At 55.0% G+C, this 24,481-nt stretch carries 24 protein-coding genes; 2 read left to right on the forward strand and 22 right to left on the reverse strand.

All coding sequences use genetic code 11. The features are described 5' to 3' along the window. Window positions 1-57: 57 nt before the first annotated feature. The 17 genes from HV334_RS20425 to pcoA form a co-directional block, all read right to left on the reverse strand. Window positions 58-1,275, reverse strand: a complete 1,218-nt coding sequence (locus HV334_RS20425) for a TniQ family protein (RefSeq protein WP_036991834.1) — start codon at window positions 1,273-1,275, stop codon at window positions 58-60. Next, complete coding sequence (locus HV334_RS20430) at window positions 1,272-2,180, reverse strand: TniB family NTP-binding protein (RefSeq protein WP_000393453.1); 909 nt, start codon at window positions 2,178-2,180, stop codon at window positions 1,272-1,274. Before HV334_RS20430 ends, HV334_RS20425 begins: the two co-directional genes overlap by 4 nt. Window positions 2,181-2,182: 2 nt before the next feature. Continuing rightward, window positions 2,183-3,865, reverse strand: coding sequence for a DDE-type integrase/transposase/recombinase (locus HV334_RS20435; RefSeq protein WP_045291308.1), 1,683 nt, complete (start codon window positions 3,863-3,865; stop codon window positions 2,183-2,185). 174 nt (window positions 3,866-4,039) lie between these two features. Beyond that, the gene (locus HV334_RS25395; protein WP_249415036.1) at window positions 4,040-4,225 is read right to left on the reverse strand and encodes a TolC family protein; all 186 of its coding nucleotides are present in this window, start codon (window positions 4,223-4,225) and stop codon (window positions 4,040-4,042) included. 1 nt (window position 4,226) lies between these two features. Then, window positions 4,227-5,504 (reverse strand): efflux transporter outer membrane subunit, encoded by a 1,278-nt coding sequence (locus HV334_RS20440; RefSeq protein ID WP_249415037.1) that lies wholly within the window; start codon window positions 5,502-5,504, stop codon window positions 4,227-4,229. Further along, complete coding sequence (locus HV334_RS20445; protein WP_016236502.1) at window positions 5,491-5,964, reverse strand: cytochrome c; 474 nt, start codon at window positions 5,962-5,964, stop codon at window positions 5,491-5,493. The genes HV334_RS20440 and HV334_RS20445 overlap by 14 nt, the downstream gene beginning before the upstream one ends. Window positions 5,965-5,992: 28 nt before the next feature. Then, complete coding sequence (locus HV334_RS20450) at window positions 5,993-6,703, reverse strand: ABC transporter ATP-binding protein (protein ID WP_004393997.1); 711 nt, start codon at window positions 6,701-6,703, stop codon at window positions 5,993-5,995. A 1-nt stretch (window position 6,704) separates the two neighbouring features. Beyond that, window positions 6,705-7,910, reverse strand: a complete 1,206-nt coding sequence (locus HV334_RS20455) for an ABC transporter permease (RefSeq protein WP_022652303.1) — start codon at window positions 7,908-7,910, stop codon at window positions 6,705-6,707. After that, complete coding sequence (locus tag HV334_RS20460; RefSeq protein ID WP_022652304.1) at window positions 7,907-9,058, reverse strand: efflux RND transporter periplasmic adaptor subunit; 1,152 nt, start codon at window positions 9,056-9,058, stop codon at window positions 7,907-7,909. Before HV334_RS20460 ends, HV334_RS20455 begins: the two co-directional genes overlap by 4 nt. Next, window positions 9,055-9,663: a TetR/AcrR family transcriptional regulator gene (locus HV334_RS20465; protein ID WP_004393990.1), complete on the reverse strand. Its 609-nt coding sequence runs from the start codon at window positions 9,661-9,663 to the stop codon at window positions 9,055-9,057. Before HV334_RS20465 ends, HV334_RS20460 begins: the two co-directional genes overlap by 4 nt. 486 nt (window positions 9,664-10,149) lie before the next feature. Then, window positions 10,150-10,584, reverse strand: coding sequence for a copper resistance system metallochaperone PcoE (gene pcoE / locus HV334_RS20470; RefSeq protein WP_038633679.1), 435 nt, complete (start codon window positions 10,582-10,584; stop codon window positions 10,150-10,152). A 215-nt stretch (window positions 10,585-10,799) separates the two neighbouring features. Beyond that, window positions 10,800-12,200, reverse strand: a complete 1,401-nt coding sequence (gene pcoS, locus HV334_RS20475; protein ID WP_006785898.1) for a copper resistance membrane spanning protein PcoS — start codon at window positions 12,198-12,200, stop codon at window positions 10,800-10,802. Then, complete coding sequence (pcoR, locus tag HV334_RS20480) at window positions 12,197-12,877, reverse strand: copper response regulator transcription factor PcoR (RefSeq protein WP_001188930.1); 681 nt, start codon at window positions 12,875-12,877, stop codon at window positions 12,197-12,199. Before pcoR ends, pcoS begins: the two co-directional genes overlap by 4 nt. Before the next feature lie 54 nt (window positions 12,878-12,931). Continuing rightward, window positions 12,932-13,810, reverse strand: a complete 879-nt coding sequence (gene pcoD, locus HV334_RS20485) for a copper resistance inner membrane protein PcoD (protein ID WP_229692861.1) — start codon at window positions 13,808-13,810, stop codon at window positions 12,932-12,934. Between the two features lie 55 nt (window positions 13,811-13,865). Beyond that, window positions 13,866-14,246: a copper resistance system metallochaperone PcoC gene (pcoC, locus tag HV334_RS20490; RefSeq protein ID WP_000025662.1), complete on the reverse strand. Its 381-nt coding sequence runs from the start codon at window positions 14,244-14,246 to the stop codon at window positions 13,866-13,868. A 39-nt stretch (window positions 14,247-14,285) separates the two neighbouring features. Next, complete coding sequence (pcoB, locus tag HV334_RS20495; RefSeq protein ID WP_001378118.1) at window positions 14,286-15,176, reverse strand: copper resistance outer membrane transporter PcoB; 891 nt, start codon at window positions 15,174-15,176, stop codon at window positions 14,286-14,288. Window positions 15,177-15,181: 5 nt separating this feature from the next. Then, on the reverse strand, window positions 15,182-16,999 hold the full coding sequence (gene pcoA, locus HV334_RS20500) for a multicopper oxidase PcoA (RefSeq protein ID WP_000925242.1): 1,818 nt from the start codon (window positions 16,997-16,999) through the stop codon (window positions 15,182-15,184). 234 nt (window positions 17,000-17,233) lie between these two features. Here pcoA and HV334_RS20505 point away from each other — a divergent pair, with 234 nt between their 5' ends. Further along, window positions 17,234-17,683 (forward strand): copper resistance protein, encoded by a 450-nt coding sequence (locus HV334_RS20505; RefSeq protein ID WP_001023257.1) that lies wholly within the window; start codon window positions 17,234-17,236, stop codon window positions 17,681-17,683. Between the two features lie 288 nt (window positions 17,684-17,971). Then, the gene (locus HV334_RS20510) at window positions 17,972-18,709 is read left to right on the forward strand and encodes a peptidoglycan DD-metalloendopeptidase family protein (RefSeq protein WP_000287502.1); all 738 of its coding nucleotides are present in this window, start codon (window positions 17,972-17,974) and stop codon (window positions 18,707-18,709) included. Between the two features lie 98 nt (window positions 18,710-18,807). On the opposite strand, the gene HV334_RS20515 is transcribed toward HV334_RS20510, so the two are convergent. The 5 genes from HV334_RS20515 to HV334_RS20540 form a co-directional block, all read right to left on the reverse strand. Then, the gene (locus HV334_RS20515; protein WP_001000406.1) at window positions 18,808-20,343 is read right to left on the reverse strand and encodes an IS66 family transposase; all 1,536 of its coding nucleotides are present in this window, start codon (window positions 20,341-20,343) and stop codon (window positions 18,808-18,810) included. A gap of 49 nt (window positions 20,344-20,392) precedes the next feature. Further along, window positions 20,393-20,740, reverse strand: coding sequence for an IS66 family insertion sequence element accessory protein TnpB (tnpB, locus tag HV334_RS20520; RefSeq protein WP_000609174.1), 348 nt, complete (start codon window positions 20,738-20,740; stop codon window positions 20,393-20,395). Window positions 20,741-21,199: 459 nt separating this feature from the next. Further along, window positions 21,200-21,385 (reverse strand): DUF2933 domain-containing protein, encoded by a 186-nt coding sequence (locus tag HV334_RS20530; protein WP_181220836.1) that lies wholly within the window; start codon window positions 21,383-21,385, stop codon window positions 21,200-21,202. A gap of 40 nt (window positions 21,386-21,425) precedes the next feature. Then, on the reverse strand, window positions 21,426-23,873 hold the full coding sequence (gene silP / locus HV334_RS20535; protein WP_181220837.1) for an Ag(+)-translocating P-type ATPase SilP: 2,448 nt from the start codon (window positions 23,871-23,873) through the stop codon (window positions 21,426-21,428). 126 nt (window positions 23,874-23,999) lie between these two features. Continuing rightward, the gene (locus HV334_RS20540; RefSeq protein WP_000758228.1) at window positions 24,000-24,440 is read right to left on the reverse strand and encodes a DUF411 domain-containing protein; all 441 of its coding nucleotides are present in this window, start codon (window positions 24,438-24,440) and stop codon (window positions 24,000-24,002) included. Window positions 24,441-24,481 lie beyond the last annotated feature (41 nt).

Below are 24,481 nucleotides of genomic sequence, written 5' to 3' on the forward strand. Positions count from 1 at the left end.
GTACCTGTCACATATACGTTCGATTATGTGACAGTGTGAGCCAGAAAGTTCTCGCCGTCAAAAACTGTCACTTAACCCGTCATTTAGTCTAAGACCTGCAAACGGCCATTCAGGCTCGTAATGTGACAAAAACTCCGGCGGGATGCCCTCCTTGGTGAACGTGGCGCGCAAACGTTCCAGGGATTCGGGGTCGCGTCGCCCGTAGGACGCCAGTGTGAACAGCAAGCGGGCCGTCTCCGGGTTGTGTCGCGCTTCAATGATGGCCTCATCGATGGCCTGGGCTGCTCGTTGCCAGTGGTTGATGGGTTCCGGCTTCGGCACCTTCGCCGGCAGGCCGTTGGTGAAACCAGTGTGCGGCTCCGTCTGAAACAGCGCGGCCTGTTCCCCGCGCGGGATCAGCGCCTTTGACTCGATCAGCGTGATGGCGGTGGCCGCCGCCTCCAGCATCTGCCACTGCACCGCCGGGGCCAGAATCTCGTAGGGACGCCACAGACTCTGCCCGGCGCGCAGCGGATGGCCGCAGCGCTCCCAGACATGGCGGATGCTCGCCGAGCAACTGCCGCAGTGCGAGAGCGGCGTGTTCAGCTCATCAAGCAGGGTGCGCAGCAGCCGGAACCACAAGCCGGCGTGGACACGCCGACGCGGCAGCTCCACAAAACCCGTCGTCAGCGCCTGCCAGGTGCGCCGGTCCATGCAGGCGATTGCGTCATCGGCAGGGCGCGGCGCAGCATCGGCGATTTCCCACTGAAGATACCGGCCGGGCATGCCCCAGTAGGACTCCAGCCAGCAGCCATGCTGCGGGCAGCTCAGCATCAAGGGGAGCTGCCAGACGAGTAGCACAGCTTGATTCGTTGGATCGTTCAGACACTGCGGACACGCCCGGCGAATCGTCTGGCTCGGTAGCCAGGCACGCCAGCGAGTGATGGACCGCACCTTGCGGGTGCGCTTGGGCAGGAGCACCGCGCATTGGAATGTATAGGTTTCCAAGGCTGCTGGTACCGAATCGTCGAGACTGTCGAGCAGCCACGGCACCCAGCCTGCAAGACTCATGCTGCGCAACCGCTCCAGCTCGACGCCACTGCGCTGGCAGAGCGCCGTCAGCAACGACAAGGATGGTGCGGTATCCAGGTCATCAAGTTGGCTGTGACCAAGATCGTGGGCCAGCAGCTCGTGCACGTCCATCTGGTAGCAGGCGGCGACCCGGTTGAGCCATGAGGACAGGGCTTCGCCTTCCTTGGGTGCCGGATGCAGTGGCCAGTGTGGCGCTGGCTTCACATCAGTTCCCGCTCGAATTGCCGCCGCCGCTCGCTGGGACCGGTGTAATCGGCCATGCTGAGCGTGCGATGGTTGATCGCTTCCTCACCGCTCTCCACGGCAGCGACGGCCGCCGCCATCAACAGGTGCGCCAGCTCGCCGATGGTGCCCTCGCTGCGCGTGAGCAGGTAGCGGGCCATATCCAGCGTGGCAATCGACGAGGGTCGCCGCAGCGGGAGCGAAGCCGCGAAGCTGGCCAGCAGTGAGCAGCAATCGTCGTTGGCCTCCCACACCGGCAGCATCATCGGCTCGAAGCGGTTTTCCAACTGGTCGTCCGAGCGGATCGCCAAGTAGGCATCGCGTGTGCCGACCCCGACCAGCGGGATGCGCAGCTCGTTGCCGAGGAAACGCAGCAGGTTGAGGAATTCCCGGCGGTTGACGCTGTTGCCGGCCAGGACGTTGTGCAATTCGTCGATCACCAGCATGCGCACGCCGACCTTGCGTAGCAGTGCCAGCGCCAATTGCTCCATTTCCGGCAGCCGTGGGCGCGGGCGCAATGGCGCGCCCATCGCGGCAAGTAGCGCGACGTAGAAGCGGATTACCGACGGTTCGGATGGCATCTGCACGACCAGTACCGGAATGTGCTCCTGGTCGGCGTCGGAGCTGGCCGGGTGGGTGCGGCGGAATTTCTCGACGATCATCGACTTGCCGTTGTTGGTTGGACCGACCAACAGCAGGTTGGGCATGCGTTGTTTGTTCGGCCACGCATACAGGGCTTCCAGCCGATTCAGCGCCTCGACTGCTCGCGGATAGCCGATCCAGCGGTCAGCGCGAAGGCGATGGATGCGTTCGTCCGCCGGAAGACGGGCCAAGCCCTGGGCCACCGGCATCAGGTGGGACAAGTCGATGATGGGATATTCTTCCACGGCTACCACTCCTCAATCTGGTCGAACGGTTTGGCAGGTGGCTGGTTGTCTGCCTGCGGGTCAGCCATGTCCGCGTCCGGTGGTGGCGTGGTTTTGAAAAGAACTGCCGTTGCCTTGAGATGCTGGCGTCGATCCGCGTCGCGCCGCGCCTTGCGCGTAGCTTTCTGCGCGGTGGACACGATTTCGCGCATCTGGCCGATCATGCGAAACAGCGCCGACTCATCCACCTGTTCGCGCCCTTGCTGCCGCAATTTCGCCAGCGCCTGTCGTTGTTCCCAGAGGGTGACAGCCGGGTGCGACAAGGTGCGGTATGGAATTTCCAGATAGTGCTGCCCCTCCGGCTCCAGCACCCAAATGCGGCTGATGTCGCGCGGGTCGCGCCGGATCAGGAACGCAGGCAAGCGGTCGCGCCGAGCTATCCACGGCTTGAGCGCATCGGCGTAGTAGTGAATGTGGTCGATGACAAAGCCGGTGCGAGTCAGAGTACGGCGAATGATGGGCAGGAAATCGACCAAAAAAGCCAAGGCGCGGGTGACGACAGCCGGTACACCGACACGCGCCACGGCTTCTGACCAGCGCGCCGCCGGCGGCTGAAGCAGGCCGTTGTGCACAGAGCCGTGATAGGTGCCCACCGCCAACGTGAGCCAGCGCTCCAGCTCACGCAATGTCAGGGCGGCCTTGTTTTCGGAATCGTAGTCCCCGCGCTGGTCAGGGTTGGAGAAGGTCGTCCCTGGCAATTCATCGTGGATCATCTGCATCGCCGTACCGATGATCCGTTCCACGATGCCGCCGTAGTGCGGCTGCCCTGGCGGACGATAGTCCAACCGGATGCCGTGCTGCTCGCAGCCACGGCGCAGCGCCTCGCTCTTGAACTCGGCCGCGTTGTCCAAGTAGAGCAGCCTGGGCTTGCCGCTCATCGGCCAATCCATTTCTATATTCAGACCCTCCAGCCAGGGACGCTTGTCGCAGGCGACATGCACAAGGCACAGGCCGACCGAAACAGATGACGGCGCTTCCAGCGTGACGACCATGCCGAGCACGCAGCGGGTAAACACGTCGATGGCGATGGTCAGATACGGACGGCCAATCGGTTGCCGGTCGCGCTCGTCCACCACGATCAGGTCGATGACCGTGTGATCAATCTGCACTTGTTCCAGTGGCGCGGTCACGGCGGGAGGCTCACCACCGACACCTTGCAGGCTGCGGGACGCATCCTGACCTTCCCGGCGGCGAGTGGCCTTGAGCGGGTCGAGGCCGGCGATCCGCAGGGCCAAAGTGTTGCGCGCCGGCACCCGTAGCTTTTGCGCTTTGCAAGCCTGCGCGACCTCGCGGTGGAACGCCGCCAGGCTACGCTTCTGCTTGGTCAGGAAGCGCTTTTGCAGCAACTCGCGGATGATGCGCTCAACTGATTCCGGCAAGCGTCCCTTGCCTTTTCCGCCGCCGGACTGGCCGGGAACCAGGTCCGTCACAAACCCAGCACCTTGCCGGGCACGCCGGATCAGGACATACACCTGCCGCCTGGATAGGCCCAGCGCTTGAGCAGCGGCATCGGCGGCTTCATGCCCAACCACTTCAAGCGCTGCCAGCGGCCCGATGATTTCGGTCCGGTGCCGGGCCTGTGCCCATGCCGCATCGGGCAGGGTGGCCACGCCCTGCTCGGCAATTGGTAATGTGTCTGACGCCATGCTCACACCTCGCTTTGGTGCACACGAGTATTGAGCATAGTCGAGATTGGTGCAGATGACTTCTGATATTGCGTGGTCAGGAGCCGACTGCACACCTGGCGTTACGCCCCGTCAATTGGTGCAGTCGTCTTCTGAAAATGACATCAACATCTGACATCAGGTTAGGGTATAGTCTTAACTGACACCACCTCCCAGGGCCTGATATAAAACAACACTATCGACTAGGCGTTGTGCCTGGACCGCAACCATATTGATCCGGATTGACTGTGCCTGTTGCTGCGCGATGAGCAGTTGCAGGTAGCTGGCCGCGCCCAGCCGGTATTGCCGCTCGACCGACTGCAAGGAGGCCTGTGCAGCCATATCAGCGGCAGCGAGGGCAGTCAAAGTTTGTGCATCGCTTTCCACCGCGCAGGGTGTCGGCGACGTTACGCAAAGACTCCAATACGACGCTCTGGTAATTGGCTACGGCGGCATCAAAAGCGGCGAGCGCCGCTCTTTTTTCAGCGGGTAGCCCTGGATTAAAAAGAGGCTGGGTGAGCTGCGCAACCAGGCCCCACACTGCCGAGCCACCACCGAACAGGGCACCGGTGGTCAGCGCCTGAGAACCAAGGTTGGCGCTCAGGTTGATCTGTGGGTAGAGCTTGGCGACAGCCACACCATAGTCTGCATTGGCCGCATGCAACAGCGCCTCTGACGCCTGGATATCCGGTCGGCGGCGCACCAGTTCTGAGGGCACGACGAGCGGCATCTCGACGGGTAGAGTGAAATCGGCCAGAGTGAAGGCCGGGATGCCACCCGTGCCTGGGGCACGACCGGCTAGCACCGCCAGTAGATGTTCGGTTTGTTGCAGTTGTTTACGCAGCGCAGGCAGTTCTGCCCGCGTTTGCTCCGCCTGAGCTTGTAGGCTCAACGCTTCATCAGGTGAGGCCTGACCGATACGCACGCGTTCATGGGCTAGGCGCAGTTGCTCATCCTGCACGCGCAAAATGGCAGTAGTGGCTTCTAGTTGCGCGGCGAGGCGTGCTCGGGTAATGGCAGCGGTTGCCATGTTGCCGGCAAGGGCCAGGCGCGCAGCATTCAGTTCGAAGCGACGGTAGTCGGCGCGAGCAGCCAAGGCTTCGAGTGCGCGCCGGTTGCCGCCAGCCAGATCGAGGTTGTAATGCACGCCAACGCTGGCGTTGTAGAGGCTGAATTGACGTGCGTCTCCGCTCAACCCTTGGCTACTGGGACTCATTTGCTGGCGCTGAGATCCCAGTGCGACATCTACCTGTGGATATTGCGTCGAGCCCGCCTGTGCGGCAAGAAGCTCCTGCGCCTGTCGCAAATTGGCGCTGATGCTCGCCAGCGTCGGGCTGACATGGAAAGCTTCGTTTATCAGTCCGTCGAGTGCGGATGAACCCAAGCTTTGCCACCATTGCGTTTCGATCGGAAGCCCTTCGACTAGACGTTGTGTTTCGCCGAACTGCGTGGGAGCGGACACGGTTCTATCAGCTACCGGTGTTGCAGTGTAGCGAGCCACATCGGGTGCGGTGGGACGCTGAAAATCAGGGCCGGCGGTGACCAGACCAGCTACCAGGTAAGTTGCCGCAAGCCGTCTTTCGAGGCTGATGGGGCGCTGGCATGTTTTAGCGTGCTCCATAAAAATGCTCCACGAAAGGTTTACGGAAAGCTTGGTGGCAGCCCAAGCAGCTTTCCTGCACGTGGGCGAATGATTGGGTCACCGCCTTGCCGTCGCTGCTCGCAGCAGCCAGCTTCATGGCCAGCGCCGCCTCGTGAGTCTGCGCGTCAAAGTTTCTGAACTTGGTCGCATCAGCGCCGAGGTAAGCAAGGATGCGCATTTTTTCAGTAAGCGGTGGCTCGGGGTGTGCAGCAACTTTTGGGGCGAGCTGAACGACCTGAACCCATTCCTCCTGCGAAATCGCACCGGTAATAGCCTGCATGTTGCGCCCGAGTTCCTGCATGATCTTGCGTAGCGCCAGTGGCTCAACCTGGGTAGCGTCACCAGCCCAAGCTGGCAACTGAAAACCCCATAAAAGCAGGCAGGCCGTAACGGTCAGGGTGATAGTTCCAAATGCGTGGCTGTGTTTGCGGTGGGTCATGAAATTCTCCTGTAATTCAATCGTTCTCTCATTCGAACTCCCGCCCTTCGCCAGCTTCCTCATGGGTCACGCCGTCGCGGATGTGGTAGATGCGCTTGAATGTGGGGATGATCTTTTCGTCATGGGTGACGACGATGATGGCGGTCTCGAACTTCCGGGCCATGTCGTTGAGGATGCGGATTACAGCCATGGCGCGCTCGGAATCCAGCGGCGCAGTGGGTTCATCGGCCAGGATCACCGGCGGACGATTGACCAGTCCGCGCGCGATGGCGACCCGTTGCTGCTCGCCACCGGAGAGTTGCGAGGGCATTGCGCGAGCTCGGTGTTGCACATCAAGCGCTGTGAGCAATTCCAGTGCCTTCGCGCGCGACTCTCCATTCGCGACGCCTGCAAGCATCGGCAGCAGCGCCACGTTGTCGGTGACATCGAGAAACGGAATCAGGTACGGCGCCTGGAAAACGAAACCGATCTTGTCACGCCGTAAGGCGCGCAGGTCGCGGACTTTCCAGCCATCGGCGTAGATCACTTCATCGCCCAGCGTCATGCGACCGGCGGTCGGTTCGATCACCGCACCCAGACACTTGAGCAGCGTGCTCTTGCCGGACCCGGAAGGGCCGATCAGTCCCACCACTTCACCAGGCGCAACATGCATATTCACGTCTCTCAAGGCAAAGACAGCGGTGTCACCATCGCCATACCGCTTGCTTAAACTTTCGATGTGTATCCCTTTGCCACTCATCTCAACCTCCAATGGCTTCGGCCGGATCGACCTTGAGTGCTATGCGAATGGCGACGAGGCTAGCTAGAACGCAGATCACGAGCACGGCAAAAAAACCGGCGACAGAATCCATTGGCGTGAGCAGGACATATTTTGGAAAAGCCGGTGCTGAAAAGGTGGCTGTGATCTTGCCGACCACGAAGCCAATCACGCCCAGGGCGAGCGCCTGCTGCATGATCATCGCGGCGATGGTTCGGTTGCGTGTGCCGATGAGCTTCAACACCGCGATCTCACGGATTTTGTCCATCGTCAGCGAATAGATGATGAAGGCAACGATGGCCGCGCTAACGATGGCCAGAATCACAAGGAACATGCCGATCTGCTTGGCCGAGGTGGCGATCAGCTTGCCGACGAGGATGTCTTCCATCTGTGCCCGGGTGTAGACCGTCAAACGCTTCCAGCGCTGGATGGATTCGGCAACCTCGTCCGGCGCATGACCAGGTTTCAGAGTGACCAGCACGGCATTGACGAACGCGTTGCTGCTCTGTGAAGCAATCACGGCATCCAGCAAACCTGGATCACCGGGTCGATTGAAGACCGGGTTGGCTTCGGTGCGACGCCGGCTTTGCCAGATGGCATCGTTGTCCTTGAGGAACTGGGCCTCCTGGGCATCTTTGAGCGGAATGAATACCATCGGGTCGCCGCTGGACGACACCATGCGCCGTGTCAGCCCCACGACGGTGTAATGATTGCGGCGAATGGCAAGACGATCTCCCAGTTTGAAGCCGGTGGCGATGTCGGCCACAGCCTCGTAGTGACCGCGCGTGATCTGGCGTCCAGCGACGAGATAAGGAGGCCATCCGGGTGTAGCCCCCAACGCACCGGGCGCGATGCCGACCACCATGGTGCGTACATCACTCTCGCCCTTGCGTACCTGCATGGTCAGGTAGGTCGCGTTCGCTGCCTGTGAGACTCCCGGCATGGCGAGAATGGCGCGATACACGTCATCGTTGAGGCTGGACGACTCCGCATAAGGACCCAGAGTATCCTTTTGCACCACCCAAAGGTCAGCGCCACTGTTGTCGAGCAACGCCTTGCCGTCGTCCACCATGCCTCGGTACACCCCAGCCATGACTAGGGTGACGCCGATCAGCAGACCCAGACCGATGCCGGTGAAGACGAATTTCCCCCAGGCATGGAGAATGTCGCGGCCGGCCAGGCTGATCATCGTGAAACTCCCGGGATATGCTCGACCACATGGATGCGGCTGCGCGCCGTCAGTGCCTTTTCGCTATAGGTCACAACCTGGTCCCCATTCTTGAGCCCTTCGCGCACCTGCACGTAACCATTGAGGTCGGAAGTGCCGAGCTTGACCGGGGAGAAATGCAGATCACCATCCACGATTTGCCAGACACCAACTTTATCGCCTTCACGCTGGACGGCAGCGTTGGGGATCAGTGGAGCGGCCGGGAGCGCCGGCAAGTCAACCGTGACTTCGGCCAGTTCACCCACTGGTGGCAAAGGTTCTGGTTTGTTATCGAATGTCACCTTGGCAAGCGTTTCCTCGGTTACCGCGTCGGCCTTGGGTTCCACCCGCAGCACGCGACCTTTCAAGGTCTGGCCACCACGCGAACGCAGGACGATATGAGCCGGCAGCCCCCCAGCCAGCCCCGATGCGCTGATCTGGTCGAAGCGCACATTGATCCACAAACTCTTGGGGTCGATCACTTCCACCACGGCCTGGCCCGCGACGATGGTCGTGCCGGGATCGGCATCGCGCACGGCGACTACACCGTCGACCGGCGCGATCAGGCGCAGATTGCTCCGCTGCGCGACGAGTGCTTCGCGGTCGGAGCGTGCCCGGGCAATATCTTCCCGAGCGGCGGATAGGGCGGCATCGGCGATCTGCAGTTCCTGCCGCTTGGTGGTGACGATTTCCTCGCTGGTCGAGCGCACCGCAAACAATTGCTCATAGCGGCGCGCCTGGGTTTGCGCGTAGGCTTGCCGGGCTTCTGCCTCGCGCAAAGCCGCTTCCGCCCGCTTGAATACAGACTCCTGTGAGCGCACCCGATCATCAAGGTCGACCGGCTCCATCTCGCCGAGCACCTGTCCGGCCTTGACCTGGTCGCCTACATGCACCTCCAGGCGTTTGACGCGCCCGGCAAACGTCGGTCCGATCTTGTAGGTGTAGCGCGCCTCCACCGTGCCGATGCCGAACAGCGCCGGTGTGATAGCCTGTGATTCCACGCTTGCCACCGTCACAGCGACCGGGGCGAGCGGCCCTGATCGCAGACCGACATAAATAAAAAGCACCAGCAAAGGAATGATGACGGCAAGCAGTGCCAGGGTGCGGCCTTGCAAGGGTAACTTTTTCATTGCGCACTCCTTATGCCACGCCGATAAATTGCAAAGACGCGCGGCGCATCGCGGTGCATACGTCCCACATCACCCGCCAACAGCGATTGCATGACCAAGCCCTGGATCGTGCCAATGAACAGCGTTGCCGCCGCCTCGTTGTCAAGCGAGGGAGACAACTCGCCGCTGGCCTTGCCTTTCTCGATGAGACGATGCAAACGTTCGCCGTAGCGCTGAATCAAGGTTTGCACCATGCGCTTGGCCGGTGTCGATTCGGCACGCTGAAGCTCACCAAACATCATTCTTGGCACGCCTGGGTGCTCAGCTACGAATTCGATATGACTCATGAACATCGCCTCCATGGCTGCCAAGGGCGACTCGATTCCTTGTGCGGATCGATCGATTCTGGCTAATAGGCGCTCTGCTACCCACTCCATGACCGCCTGCCAAATGGCTTCCTTGTTCGGGAAGTGCCGAAACAGCGCACCCTGGGTCAAGTTCATGTGTTTAGCGATAGCCGCAGTGGTTATCTCGCTTGGGTTTTGTGAACCGGCAAGCGCCACGACGGACTCGACAGTTACGGCACGACGTTCATCGGCCGGCAGATGCTTTGGATGGGTGTCCACGAGCACTCCTGGTAAGATAGTAATTGATTACTATCTTACCACAAGAGGCAACTCAAACAAGAGAAAACCCGACGTACTCGTCAATATCTAGAGTCTGCAATGGGCTTAACGTGCTTTATTTTCCGTTTTCTGAGACGTCCCCAGTATGGCAACCACGATCAGTTGTGTAGAGACATTAAAGTTGTATCCTTTAACCTGAAAAAGACTTTAAAGTTGTAAACTTTTAAAAAAAACACATACAAAACATGATACTAAGTGTGTATCACACGCTGTTCCAACATTATGCCTTGATGTTCTTGCAGGAACTGCAATTTACAGGAGGAAAAAGGTGTTTTTGTAGTTATCTGGCGTTACGTGACAGTGTTGGTCAGATACTTCCACCTCTTCAGAGTTAAAGTTTGATATATGGGAAAAAAACGCTCCCGGACGGGAGCGTAAGCCAGTGACTTCGGCGTCAAATGAGGGTCTAACAAGTGGAGCTGCGGGTTAATTCTGGGTGATCTGGCTGCGATGCTTTTCAGCCTGCTGCTGATGAATAACGGAAGATTGACCATTATTCGCCTTCTCATGCATAACAGCGGCTTTCTCATGCTCGTTCATTTCGGAAAATGATTTTGCTGTTTCGTTAGAAGCTGCTGGCTTGGATTTCATCATTTTTTTATGCATTTCAGCCATGTCCTGATGGGCAGCAGAATTGCCGTTTTGCATCATTTCATGGGACATTGCGGCCTGATCGTGACCGCTCATATCCATCATTTTCATGCTCTCCCCCTGAACTGCACTTTTTTCAGCGGATGATTGCATCTGATGGGCAGGCGCCTGGGCATTATTTACCTGGTCATGCATGTTCATTGTCTCTGCAGCCCAGGCAGATGAAGCGACAGCCATCATGGCAATAAAGGATACAAGGATCTTTTTCATGGTTGGGTCTCCGGTGTTTTCATACCCGAACAATCAATGCTTATAACAGAGAAAGCATTTGATCTCAGGGCTGGTTGATCATCACGCCAGGAACCGGGCGATTGAATTATCACGCTGTCCTGATTTATGGCTGATTATAAAAAACCGCCTCTGTTTATCGCGTGACTGAACGATGACATTTTTGTCACCTTCCGGGTTTCTCCTGAATAACGGTATTAATCCATTAACAGACGCACACTGAACACAATTTCCCGCCCCTGCTGTTCTGCTGACAGCTCGCCGCCGTGAGCATGAATGATCGACCTTGTAATTGATAATCCCAGCCCCGCGCCTTCCGTGTTGTAGAACCTTGATGAGTCTGCGCGATAGAACCGGTCAAACAAACGTTCCAGATTAGCGGGAACCTGGCCGGATATCGTATTCGTAATCATCACGTTCACACAGTCACTGTCACGCTCAAGGTGTATCGCTGTACAGGTGTTATCGGGAGAATACTTGATTGCATTGGAAAGCAGGTTACTGAAAGCACGTCGGAGCATATCGCTGTCTCCGGCAACAACGCCCTCTCCTTCAACCGTGATTGTCTTTCCTGTTTCGTCTGCCAGGGGCTCGAACAACTCACGTAATTCATTCAGTTCGGCTGCCAGATCCACATCATGTTTATCCAGCCGCAGCAGACCATGCTCTGAACGTGCCAGAAAAAGCATGTCACTGGTCATTCGTGACAACCTTTTCAGTTCTTCCAGGTTAGCGAATAAAATTTCGCGGTAATGCGAAACATCCCTTTCCTTAGCCAGTGCAAACTGCGTCTGCATCATCAGATTACTGACTGGTGTGCGCAGCTCATGCGCGATGTCAGACGAGAAATCTGACAGTTTCCGGAATGCCCCCTCCAGGCGATCAAACATATTATTGAACTCCTGCATGGTCTCAGAGATTTCCGGCGGAGCCAGATCGGGATTTAGACGCTGATCCAGGCTGTGTACAGTCATGGAGGAAGCCAGACTGGTCATTTCCCGTAACGGTTTCAGACCAATACGTGTGGTCAGCCAGCCCAGAAAAACAGAAATAAAGACCAGACCGATATTGAACCAGAACAGCCAGGTACTGAGTTTGTCCATAAACAGGGTGTGATACCCAGTATCCGTGGCAACCGTAATGATGACATGTTTGCTTTTACCCTGTTCCGGCGTCACGGCAACCCGCCGCGAGATACTGCGGTACACGGTGTTATTTTCTTCCGTCTGGATCATATAGTCGAGAATATCACCCGACTTATTAAGCAGGACCGCTGGAACAACAGAATTTTTGGCATAGAGTTCAACAATTTTTTCATTTTCCATGTTTTTTATAGAAATGAATAAACCATTGTGCCCTACCATCGCATCGTTTATTTTTTCTGATAATGACTTAATATCCGTTTTGTTCCGGAACGTCTCTGTTTTAAGAAACTCTTCGGTGAGCTGAAGTTTACCTGTCAGAAAATCGCGGTCCTGATTATCGAAATAGCCATTAAGGGTGCTAATCAGGATAAAACTTGATAACCACCATACCGTAAGCATCACCGCAGAAAAAATCAGGCTCAGGCGTGTGGTCAGGGAAATTTTGAACCTCACTCTTCTCTGATCTCCAGGACATATCCGGCACCGCGAACGGTATGGATCAGTTTTGGCTCAAAGTCATCATCAATTTTACTTCTCAGACGTCTCACGGCGACATCAATCACATTCGTATCACTGTCAAAATTCATGTTCCAGACCAGGGACGAGATAAGACTCCTGGGTAACACTTCTCCGGTGCGTTGCAGCAGCAACTCAAGCAGAACGTATTCTTTACCGGTGAGATGGATCTTCTTCCCCGAACGGATCACGGTCCGGCGCACCATATCAACGGTCATATCGGCGATGGTGCAGACTGTTGCGGCCTGCGAGCGTGCCCGGCGCAGTAGGGTTCTTACACGTGCAACCAGCTCCGTAAAATCAAAGGGCTTAATCAGGTAGTCATCTGCGCCAAGCTCCAGTCCTTTCACTTTGTCCCGCACGTTGTCCTTTGCGGTTAAAAACAGGACCGGTTCTTCGTGCCCGGACTCCCTCAGTGCGCTGATGATTTGCCACCCGTCGAGGAAAGGCAGCATCACGTCCAGTATTATCAAATCATACTGTCCCTTCGACGCGGCCCCGAGACCATCGCGGCCATTATTAAAGAGATCGGCCTGATAGCCTTCCTCAACCAGTCCCTGCTGCAGGTAACGACCTGTTTTTTGTTCGTCTTCAACGATTAAAATACGCTGCATGGTCAACTCGCTGATATGAAAGTAAAAATCTCACGCATGAGCTTTGGCTGTCCCCTAGCTGACCTGAGACGGAGCAAGCATTCCGAGCCACGCTACGGCGCCCAGAATGATAATCGCAACAACGAATTCTGTCAGGATGCTGTTTCGCATCAGGGCAACGCTGCGATCATAATTCCCTTCCCTGACCATAACTTCAAGCCGGGGCCCCAGGTGAAACCGGTTTGCTGCAGCCAGAAGAAGCATCAGAACAAACAGAGCCGTCTTGGCAAGCAATATCCTCCCCCAGGAACTGTTGAATAAGGGAGTTAAGTTACCCTCAGCAATATACAGATAGTTGACCAGCGCACTCAGGATCAGGGCTACAACAATCACCGTTCCTGCCGTGGCAAATTTTGCCAGGGAGTCAGATATCACAATGACGCTCTGTGCATTATGCTCGTTTCTGCGCATCAGCAGGATAGCAAATGCAACCAGAGCACCTGTCCAGGCACCTGCAGCGCCGAGATGGGTCAGATCGCTCAGTAAATGGAGATAGTAATGCAGACCGTCATGCATAACGGCGTGTCCTCCCCAGGCAAGTGTGGCCAGCGCCACGCCCCCACTCATCGTCATCAGCAGGCAGGACAATACTCTCTTATTAGTGTAAAGGAACAAAGCACCGAGTGTGGTAAACAGGGCACAGAGCCTGACAATCCAGCTAATACCCACATCAGTTTCTTCTATCACCATCTCGATAACATGGATGGATAATTCTCTGAGGTCAGTTACTCCACTCATGGCATTAGATACCAGGAGCATATTAATGCCAGTAAGAATGATGCCTGTAACAACAGCAAAGGTTATAAACGACCTGAAATTAGTCAGGTTATAGGTTTCATGTCTGACACCACTTATTCCATATATCTGAAAAAATGGCAATCCAAATATTACCATCAAATCCAGATAAAGAAGAAAACGAATAACAATCATAATCAGGTCGTTCATAATATTACTTCACTGTAAAGGTGTAATTACCGGTAATAGGGTGCGTATCTGAAGAAACCGCGCGCCAGTCAACACGATAAGTGCCAGCGGGTAAAGGCTCTCGCGGAATAATGACCATCGATTTAGGGTCAGCGCCTGGCGCCACTTTTGCCGCGACCGGCATCGGAGAATGTGATGACATGCCTTTCATACCCGTCATTGTTAATTTTGCACCTGAGAATTTCACGGTCAGATTTTCCGAGAAATTAAGCTGAATCTTTTCCGGGGCCGCTACGGCTGAATCAGCCTGTGGCACAGAGCTTTTTAATTCCGGATGGGCCATAGCAGAGAAAGCAACGCCCATAACGAGGCCACCTGTAAGAATGGCTTTATTTAAAATCGACATTTTATTTACCTGTTTAGTTGAGTGTTTTATATCAGTGCGTTAAAACCAGATTCTGGCTCCCGCCAGGAATACTACCTGATGGTCTTTCTCACCTTCTCTTTTCGCCATATCGGATGTTTTCCCGTAAAGTTGATTCCAGGAAACGCCTATATAGGGTGCAAACTCACGGCGTATTTCATAGCGCAGCCGGAGCCCCAGCTCTGTGTCAGTCAGTCCCCTGCCGCGACCCCGCGATTCATCATCCTGACTGTAGAAATTCACCTCATAGGATGGCTGGAGTATGAGCCGGTTAGTCAGTAAAACGTCGTATTCTCCTCCCAGACGAAGGGCTGCTTTTCCGCCATTACTGACAAAACCCGTAATTTCAGACTCAAAATTATAGAGTGCCAGCCCCTGAAAACCGACAGCAGCCCAGGTCCGGGCAGAAGCAGGTCTGAAATCCTGCCTGACACCCGCAACCAAATCCCACCATGGGCCAACCGCATGTCCCCAGAGTAACTGCGCTTCAGCCGCCTCCGTTTCCCCATTGCTTCGTTCACCTTCACTCTTTAGCCAAATCCGATCTGTGTCGCCTCCAATCCAGCTGTTAACACTCCAGCTGAAATTGTTGGTGTTATCCGACCGTTGCCATTCCAGTTGATCCAGCAGAACCAGATAATTAATCGCACTGTCGTGAATCGCATGCCCCTGTAAATTGCCGAATGCAGCCTTCCGGTCGGCATCGGTAACAGGCGGAATTGGCGTTCTGCTCTCAGTTACAATGGGCTCCATTGACGTCATCTCAGTGAAATTCTCATCTGCTGGCATCTGCATGGCAGACATGTCGTGCCCGGCGTGGGGATCTGCAGAGACGGAGCCCGCCGCAATAGAAAGCTGTGAGGTAAACAAACCGGCGACCAGAACAGGTATGGCCTTCAAATTTCTCTTCATTCGCATCATTCCTCCACCCGGACTTCACGAAACATTCCCATTTCCATGTGATAGAGCAAATGGCAGTGATACGCCCAGCGGCCAAGCGCATCTGCTGTCACTCTGTAACTGCGTTTTGTACCAGGGGGAACATCTATTGTGTGTTTACGAACCATGAAATTACCGTTTTCATCTTCCAGATCGCTCCACATACCATGCAGGTGAATGGGGTGAGTCATCATGGTATCGTTGATCAGCGTGATCCTGAGCCGCTCACCGTATTTCAGCAGCACCGGTGCGGCATCTGAAAACTTGATTCCGTTAAATGACCAGGCAAACTTTTCCATGTGGCCGGTTAAATGCAGTTCTATGGTACGGCCAGGTTCACGTCCGTCAGGATCCTCAAAGCGGCTTTTCAAATCCGCGTACGTGAGAACCTTTCTTCCGTTATTTCGAAGACCAATACCCGGATCATTTAATTTCGGAGAGACGCTCATCGCCTGCATATCAACCAGTGGGTTATCCGTTTCTGACGCAGGATGACTTTGCATACCCGGCATTCCGGCCATCCGGGAATGATCCATACCGGCCATGCTGCTGTGATCCATGGGCGCGGAGGATGTCCCGCTATCCGGAAGGTCAGCACCGTCCATAGACATCATCTCTCCGCTGTTATCCATGCCTCCCATCTGGCTGTGGTCCATTCCTGCCATATCATGTCCCATTCCCCCCATACCCATATCTTCCATGGTCAACAGAGGACGGGGATCGAGGGGGGGAACGGCAGCACTTAACCCCTCTCTCGTGGCCAGTGTCCCTCGAGCGTAACCGGTCCTGTCCATGGATTGTGCGAAGATGGTATAGGCCTCACCCTGAGGCTCCACAATGACATCATAGGTTTCGGCAACGGCAATCCTGAATTCGTCAACGGTAACCGGGTTTACATACTGGCCATCTGCAGCCACGACCGTCATTTTCAGCCCGGGGATACGGATATCGAAATAGGTCATTGCCGAGCCGTTGATAAACCGTAAGCGTATCTTTTCACCGGGACGGAACAGTCCGGTCCAGTTTTTCAGCGGGGCCTGCCCGTTCATGAGATAGGTGTAGGTGTAGCCACTGACATCCGCGAGGTCAGTCGGATTCATTTTCATTTCAGCCCACATTTTCCGATCGGCAATGGTGGCTGACAGCCCCCTAGTATTCACGTCGCGGAAAAAAGAGCCAACGGTTGGTTTATTGAAATTGTAGTAATCCGACTGTTTTTTTAATTTTTTCAGCAGGCTGTGAGGATTTTCATCGGTCCAGTCAGACAACATGACCACATGCTCACGATCGTAAGCAAACGGTTCTGGCTCCCTGGCATCGATGATAATGGCACCGTATACCCCCTCCTGTTCCTGCAGACCGGAATGGCTGTGGTACCAGTAAGTCCCGTTCTGCTTAACCTTAAAGGTGTAAACGTAGGTATCATCAGGCTCTATGCCCATAAAACTCAGCCCCGGAACACCATCCATATTGGCCGGAAGAATAATGCCGTGCCAGTGAATGGACGTCTGTTCATTAAGACGGTTTTTGACCTTCAGGGTAATGGTGTCACCTTCTTTCCAGCGAAGAACGGGCCCCGGCAGGCCTCCATTGATTGTTTTGGCCTGACGCTCACTGCCCGTGATATTGACGGCCGTTTCACCAATGGTCAGGTCAAACTGAGTACCCTGCAGGGATGCGGCAACTGGCAGGCTCAGACTGGAACGCGCATTGAAACTCCATACGCCAAGACTTCCGGCTACGCCAGAGAGGGTTAACCCCTTCAGGAAAGTTCGTCGAGACGTTTTCAACAGCATGCGCATTCCCTTATTTAAAGTATGGTTACTGACAGAATTCGAGAACCGATTTAAATTAAATTACTGGTTCATCCACTTACAATGAAATGAATCTAGCACACCTTAAGAAACAAATTCATTACAATCGTGTAATGTACATAGCTGTATTACATTTACGTCATCTTCCCCACAGGTTGATTATTTTTATATATGATCATAAGGACATCTTTTATGTACCTCAGAAGGTAATTACACATGAATATATTAATCACGACCACTGCGTTTACAGCTTTATTTTGTGGGGCAGCTTTTGCTCAGTCCAGTGATATTGCCCATGAAGCACATCGATTTGTTAATAATGCCTCAGCCGTCAGTCATGTGAATTCCTCGACGCATGAAAACTTACCGGACAGGGTTAATAAAAACAACACGCCCTCATTCTCTGAAATGAATGAACATGAAAGGGCCATTGTTGCTCATTCATTTATGAACAACAGCGCGTCCTATGCGCATCAGAAAATGATTGAGGAACATAAAAAAATGCTGTCCGGCAGTGATGCAAATTCAAAGACCTCGTCTTCTTCTTTTAACGAACTGAATGCCGGAGAAAAAGCCGCTCTCGTGCATGAGCAGGTCAATAATGCCGGTGCGGAAGCACATCAGACGCAGGCAAGAAAGCTTCGCGGGCTGTATTCGACCAGGTAACTGCAGGCGGGTTAGTGCTTAGCGTCAGGTGCGCAGCAGGGCTTTACTGACGGGTTACGTAGCAGGACATGAGCCCCATATTGCTCTGCCGTAACCTGTTTCAGTCCCGTTAATCATCACCGTCGGGCTGGTCATACAGTTCCCAGAGCTTCAGGAGCAAACGGGAAACAAGATATGTTACAAAAATGACGACCATCAACGGTGCTCCCGATTAACTGACAGATGACACGCCTCCTGAAAACCCCTAGCATACGCCGCAGTGTTCATGCTAACGGCGAATTCCAGTAAATGTATTCTACCGATGTCGTAAAAGAAAATGCCTACCTTTCAGCCACCCGCTCGGGGCTGGAATCGAACGAGATCGCTACTCTTCAGCGCTCCTTGCCTTCCCGGTTTAATCTGCGGCATTTGAAAAAAAATGAATCATTAAAACTCGTACTGCAAAAGAAAGCGGGAAAATCACGTGTCGTGGCCTATAAATTTACGTCCGGTTCATTTAATTACACGGCGTATCGTATATCAGATAAAAAGTTCTATAACCTTTCCGATACTTCCGGGAAAGGCAGTCTCGATTATCCGTTACCGGCCACAGCAAGACTCAGTTCGCCTTTCAATCCTGCAAGACTTAACCCGGTATCGGGAAAAGTGAGTCCCCATAATGGCATTGATTATTCCATGCCCATGAACACGAAAATAGTCAGCGTCATCGACGGAAAAATCACCCGGGCCGAATACAACAGTACCATGGGATATTTTGTTGAAGTAACGGGAAAAGCCGGTGTTAAAACTCGCTATCTCCACCTCAATAAAATACTCGTTACTAAAGGGGCCAGGGTTACACGGGGAGGTGCTATTGCGTTATCCGGTAACAGCGGACGTTCATCCGGTCCTCATCTGCATTACGAGCTGGTCATCAATAACAACCCTGTTAACTCTCTGGCGTTCCGGGCAGCGGCACCCGCTGATAACAAACTCGAACAGCATGCCTTTGCGCATGTCAGAGACTACGAACGATACCTGGACTGATAACGGGACCGCGACGTGGCCCCGTCTGCCGGATTAATTTTTTTTATCGTTTTCACTGTAAGCGTGCAGTGAGAACCGTATTGACGAAGTGAAGCTGGTCAGGCAGGCAGAGTAACCCGCCACGGGAGCAGAGCACCCACCCGGTTCACAGGCCAGTCGGCGATGACATCAAGTACATGATGCAGATAGCGTTCCGGATCCACGCCGTTTAATTTGCACGTCCCGATAAGACTGTACAGTGACGCACCGCGCTCACCACCATGATCCGAGCCGAAGAACAGCCAGTTTTTTCTCCCCAGACTGACCAGTCGTAGGGCGTTTTCGGCAATGTTATTATCCACCTCCACCCAGCCATCTTCTGCATAGCGGGTCAGCGCCGGCCACTGGTTCAGCGCATACCCGAACGCCTTCGCCAGTTCTGAGTGCCTTGAGAGGGTTTTCTGTTTCTCCCGCAGCCACCCCTCCAGTGACGCCAGCAGCGGCAGCACTTTTTGGTGCCGGACTGCCTGCCGTTCCTCTGCTCTTTTACCTCTGAGCTCCGACTCGATGGCATACAGCTCGCCGATCCGTTTCAGCGCCTCCTCCGTCAGGGCTGACGGGGTACGGACGTGAACATCGTGGATTTTTCGGCGGGCATGGGCCCAGCACGCGGCTTCCTTTATATGGCCGTCGCGGTAGAGCTCGTTGAACCCGGCGTAGGCATCAGCCTGCAGTACGCCACTGAAGCCTGCAAGATGGGTCTGAGGGTGGATACCTTTTCTGTCCGGGCTGTAAGCGAACCACACTGCGGGGGCCAGCGCTGATCCGGCGTTGCGGTCGTCTCGAACGTACGTCCATAAGCGCCCGGTCTTCGTCTTCTTATTGCCCGGCAACAGCACCGGGACAGGCGTATCGTCAGCATGGAGTTTGCCGTCGGTCAGGACATAGTGCTGAAGGGCTTCATCCAGCGGTGCCAGCAGACGACAACACGCATCCACCCAGCCCGACAGTACAGAACGACTCAACACTACACCCTGGCGGGCATAGATCTCCGACTGGCGATACAGCGGTGTGTGCTCTGCATACTTTGAGGTCAGCACTCGGGCCAGCAGCCCCGGTCCGGCGATCCCCCGTTCGATGGGGCGCGAAGGAGCCGGGGCCTGAACGATGCGATCGCACCGACGGCAGGCATGCTTTTCACGGACTGTCCGGATAACCCGGAAGGCGCTGCGCATCAGCTCCAGCTGTTCGGCGGCATCCTCACCCAGGTAACTCAGCGAACCACCGCACTCCGGGCAACACGGCTCAGTCGGCAGCAGCCGCTTCTCATCCCGTGGGAGTGACTCAGGGAACGGTTTGCGGGTGCGGGTCTGACGCAGCGGGCGCTGCACTGCCGGGTCATCCACCCGGCCGGTCAGCGTATCGCTTTCCTGCTGCAGCAGGTTCAGGTCAGCTTCCATTTGCGCGATACGGCGGGATACCTTTTCGGAACGACTGCCGAAGTTCATCCGGCGCAGCTTATCCAGTTGCGCCTGCAGATGGTCTATTTCGCGTTCCCGGTTGCTCAGCTTTTCCTGCAGGGCGTGGATCAACGCTTCCTGTTCGGCCAGGCGCTGTTTCAGCAGAAGGATGTCGTCAGAAGAGGTATCGTTCATAAGCCTGTATTTTACCAGGCTTATTCTGCGACAACCAGGATAAAGAGCGCTACAACATGGTCAGGGATGTCAGTAACCGCTTTGGCTGTCGCCAGTCGATACCTTCCATCAGCATCGCCAGTTGCGCCGGCGTCAGGAACACTTTGCCATCGCGGGCTGAGGGCCAGGCGAAGCGACCACGTTCCAGTCGCTTTGTCAGCAGGCACAGACCATCGCCGGTGGACCAGAGCAGTTTTACCTGACTGCCGCTGCGTCCCCGGAAGATGAAGACGTGGCCGGACATCGGGTCATCTTTCAGCGCGGTCTGCACCTTTGCGGCGAGGCCATTGAAGCCGTTGCGCATATCGGTGATACCGGCAACCAGCCAGATTTTTGTGCCTGCGGGAAGATTTATCATACCGGCCCCCGCATCAGTTCGCGCAGGACAGTGCTCATGAGTTCAGCAGAGGGATGAGTCAGTGTTATTTCTCCTCCCCGACATTTTATGTGGCAGGTAGCGGGAGGAGAGCAGGATGGTAGTTCGAAGGTTGGGAGAGAAGAGCCCGCCTGAAGCTGCACGGGTATCAGGGCAGGAAGCGACGATGAGTTTTTTCGGGGCCGACAGACCCGCCCTTCACGCTGCCAGAGCCTTATCCATTTAAAGAGCAGGTTATCATTGACGTCATGTTTCCGGGCCAGTGCGGCAATACTGCCTTCTTCTTCAAGAGCCAGCCTGACCAGTTCCATTTTGAATTCAGGGGAATAGTGTTTCCGGGGAAGTCTTTCTTTAGCGCGCATGAGGTGTCCACCTGCAAAATAAGTGGGTGCTTAAGTTACAGGATCCTGGATTCGGGACCAGACGGTACTCAGACGACGCTTACTTTTCACTTCCGTGATGTTGATGATCTCCATGCCCTCCGTGGCCGTGGAAAAGATGCATTAGCGGGCAGACCAGCAATAACAGATATGGCCAGTAACCTGCCACATGTGACCAGTGTTCGCGCAGGAGGGCAAATGCCGCGATCGCGGCGACAGCAATAAGCGCATAGGTGGTACTTTTCATACTGGACTCCTTCTGTTCGTAACTGACCCTTCACTCAGTGTTATTTCCCGAGCCTGACACTTTTCAGACGCAACGCATTCACAATGACGCTGACGGAGGAAAGAGCCATGGCCGCCGCCGCAATAACTGGCGACAGCAGTATTCCATACACAGGATAAAGCAGACCTGCAGCCACAGGCACGCCAAGTGCGTTGTAGATAAATGCAAAAAACAGATTCTGTCGGATATTTTTCATGGTGATCTCTGACAGATGACGGGCCCTGTTCAGTATCATCAAGTCGCCTTTGAGAAGGGTGACTCCGGCACTTTCAATTGCCACATCTGTACCCGTTCCCATAGCTATGCCCACGTCAGCCGCTGCCAGCGCCGGGGCATCATTTACACCGTCCCCCGCCATCGCAACCACATGACCAGACGCTTTCAGTCGGGTTATCACTGCTTTTTTGCCGTCAGGCAGAACCCCGGCTTCAACCTCATCTATTCCCAGTTTCCGTGCGACTGCTTCAGCAGTAAGCTGGTTATCCCCGGTGAGCATAACAATGCGGATCCCCGCCTGACGCAAAGCTTTAAGCGCATCCGGCGTGGTTGCTTTCACGGGATCCGAGATAGCTATCAGGCCTGCAAGGTACCCATCTGTGGCCACATAGATAACGGTAGCGCCTTCCATCCGCAACGTATCCGCAACGGCCTTTTGATTATCAATAACGATACTGTTTTCCTGCATAGCCAGTTCATTACCAATAACAACCCGTTGACCTTCAACATCGCCTGAAACACCTTTCCCCGACGGAGCATTGAAATCACTGACTGCGGGTATCATGATCCCCCTGTGCTGGGCTGCCCGGACTACAGCCATACCCAGCGGATGCTGCGAGCCTTTTTCCACTGCGGCCGCTACACGTAAAAGAGATGCTTCCCCACCCGGATTGAGACTGATAATCCCTGTCACCGTAGGCGAACCTTCCGTGAGCGTGCCTGTTTTGTCGACAACCAGCGTGTCCACTTTTTCAAGACGTTCAAGGGCTTCGGCATTCCTGATTAACACCCCGGCCTGGGCTCCTTTGCCTACCCCCACCATTATCGACATCGGTGTGGCCAGCCCCAGTGCGCAGGGGCAGGCAATAATCAGGACCGACACAGCCGCAATCAGACCGTGCGCCATCCTGGGCTCGGGCCCCCAGACAGACCAGATCACGAAAGCAACAACCGCGATAAGTATCACCAGAGGAACAAACCAGCCTGAAACGCTGTCAGCCATTCTCTGGATGGGGGCACGCGAACGCTGTGCATCAGCGACCATCTGAACAATTCGTGAGAGCATCGTTTCATCACCGACTTTCTCTGCACGGATGATAAGACTACCTGTCTGATTAATCGTCCCCCCAATGACAGGGTCACCCTTCGTTTTGGTAACCGGCATAGACTCCCCGGTCACCATCGATTCATCAACGGTTGTTTTGCCTTCGATCACGATACCGTCGACCGGAATACTCTCTCCAGGTCTGATGCGGAGCTTATCGCCAGGCAGGACATCTTCCGCATTAATATCCGTTTCATGACCGTCATGATCCAGCCGTCTGGCGGTTTTGGGGGCAAGGTTCAGAAGCGCAGTAATGGCGCCTGAGGTTTGTTCCCGTGCCCGCAGCTCAAGAACCTGTCCCAGCAGAACAAGCACCGTAATAACTGCTGCGGCTTCAAAATAAACGGCCACCAGGCCATCCATGTTTCTGAACGATGCAGGAAACCAGGAGGGGAAGACGGTTGCAATGACGCTGTAAACCCAGGCTACGCCGGTCCCCATTGCAACAAGGGTAAACATATTCAGGGAGCGGTTACGTAACGACATTCCGGCCCGGGCGAAGAATGGCCAGCCACACCACAACACGACAGGGGAGGCCAGAAGCAACTGCAGCCATGTGTTGTACTGTGGCGGTACTGTATTCCTCAAGTCGGGAAACAGATGAGATCCCATTTCGAGTACCAGAACCGGAAACGCCAGCAACAACCCCAGCCAGAAGCGTCTTGTCATGTCGTGAAGTTCATCACTCGGCCCCGTGGATGCCGTAGCTACGAGCGGCTCCAGTGCCATTCCACAGACAGGACAGCTTCCGGGACCACTGCGGCGTATCTCCGGGTGCATCGGACATGTCCACACACCTTCAGAATTCTCTTTTTCCGCCTGGTGGTGAGGCTGTTTTATCTGATCAGGGCTGACTTCGTGATGATCGTGGTGATGGTGATGGGAATGTTCACTGGCATCTTCGGTAAGATAACGATCGGGATGGGCTTTAAATTTACTCTCACAGCTGGCGGAGCAGAAATAAAGTTGATGGTCCTGGTATCGAATGCTGCTGTGCGCCCTGTCGGGCAGGATGGCCATCCCGCACACGGGATCTCTCACCTTATGCAATACGTGGCCCTCGTCCGGGGATAATGTCTGCTCAGAAGCAGTCTGGTTGTTGTGTTGCACTGCATAGTCATTTTTCACAGTAACTCTCCTTATGCATACCGAAGCATCTTCTGTCTTCAGGGTATGTCATGGATGCGATTACCACGAATATCGCCGGCACAGGAGTGCCTGCTACCGGCGTCCCGTTATCAGCCGTTCCGCTGACTATTCGATTCGCTGGAAGACTTTTTTACTTCCATCCGGTGAGAATGCGATAACATCGTAAGCCTCTTTTCGGGCTCCCATCTCCATTCCAGGACTTCCTGCTGGCATACCGGGGGTGGCGAGACCGTATATACCCGAACCAGACTGCATTGCCTTATGTATCGTTGTCGCAGGCACATGGCCTTCAATGATCAAATTACCGGCAACCGCGGTATGACAACTTCGTAGTCCTGCAGGAATAGCATGCTTTTCTTTCAGGGCTGACAGCGCCTGATCATTCATGACGTGAGTTCGTACTTCAAACCCGTCTTTTTCCATCGCTTTGCCCCACAGGGAACAACAGCCACAGTTTTCAGATTTGTACATATCAATCACTTTTTCACTCGCCATCGCGGGTAGTGAAAGGCCGAGAGCCAGCGCCATTAGAACCACTTTTTTCATACTCACCTCTGTATATTATCGATATAAACCCTGACGTCAGG

Origin of the sequence: Citrobacter sp. RHBSTW-00944 (genome assembly GCF_013615435.1) — a bacterium.
Taxonomy (GTDB): Bacteria; Pseudomonadota; Gammaproteobacteria; order Enterobacterales; family Enterobacteriaceae; genus Citrobacter; species Citrobacter braakii.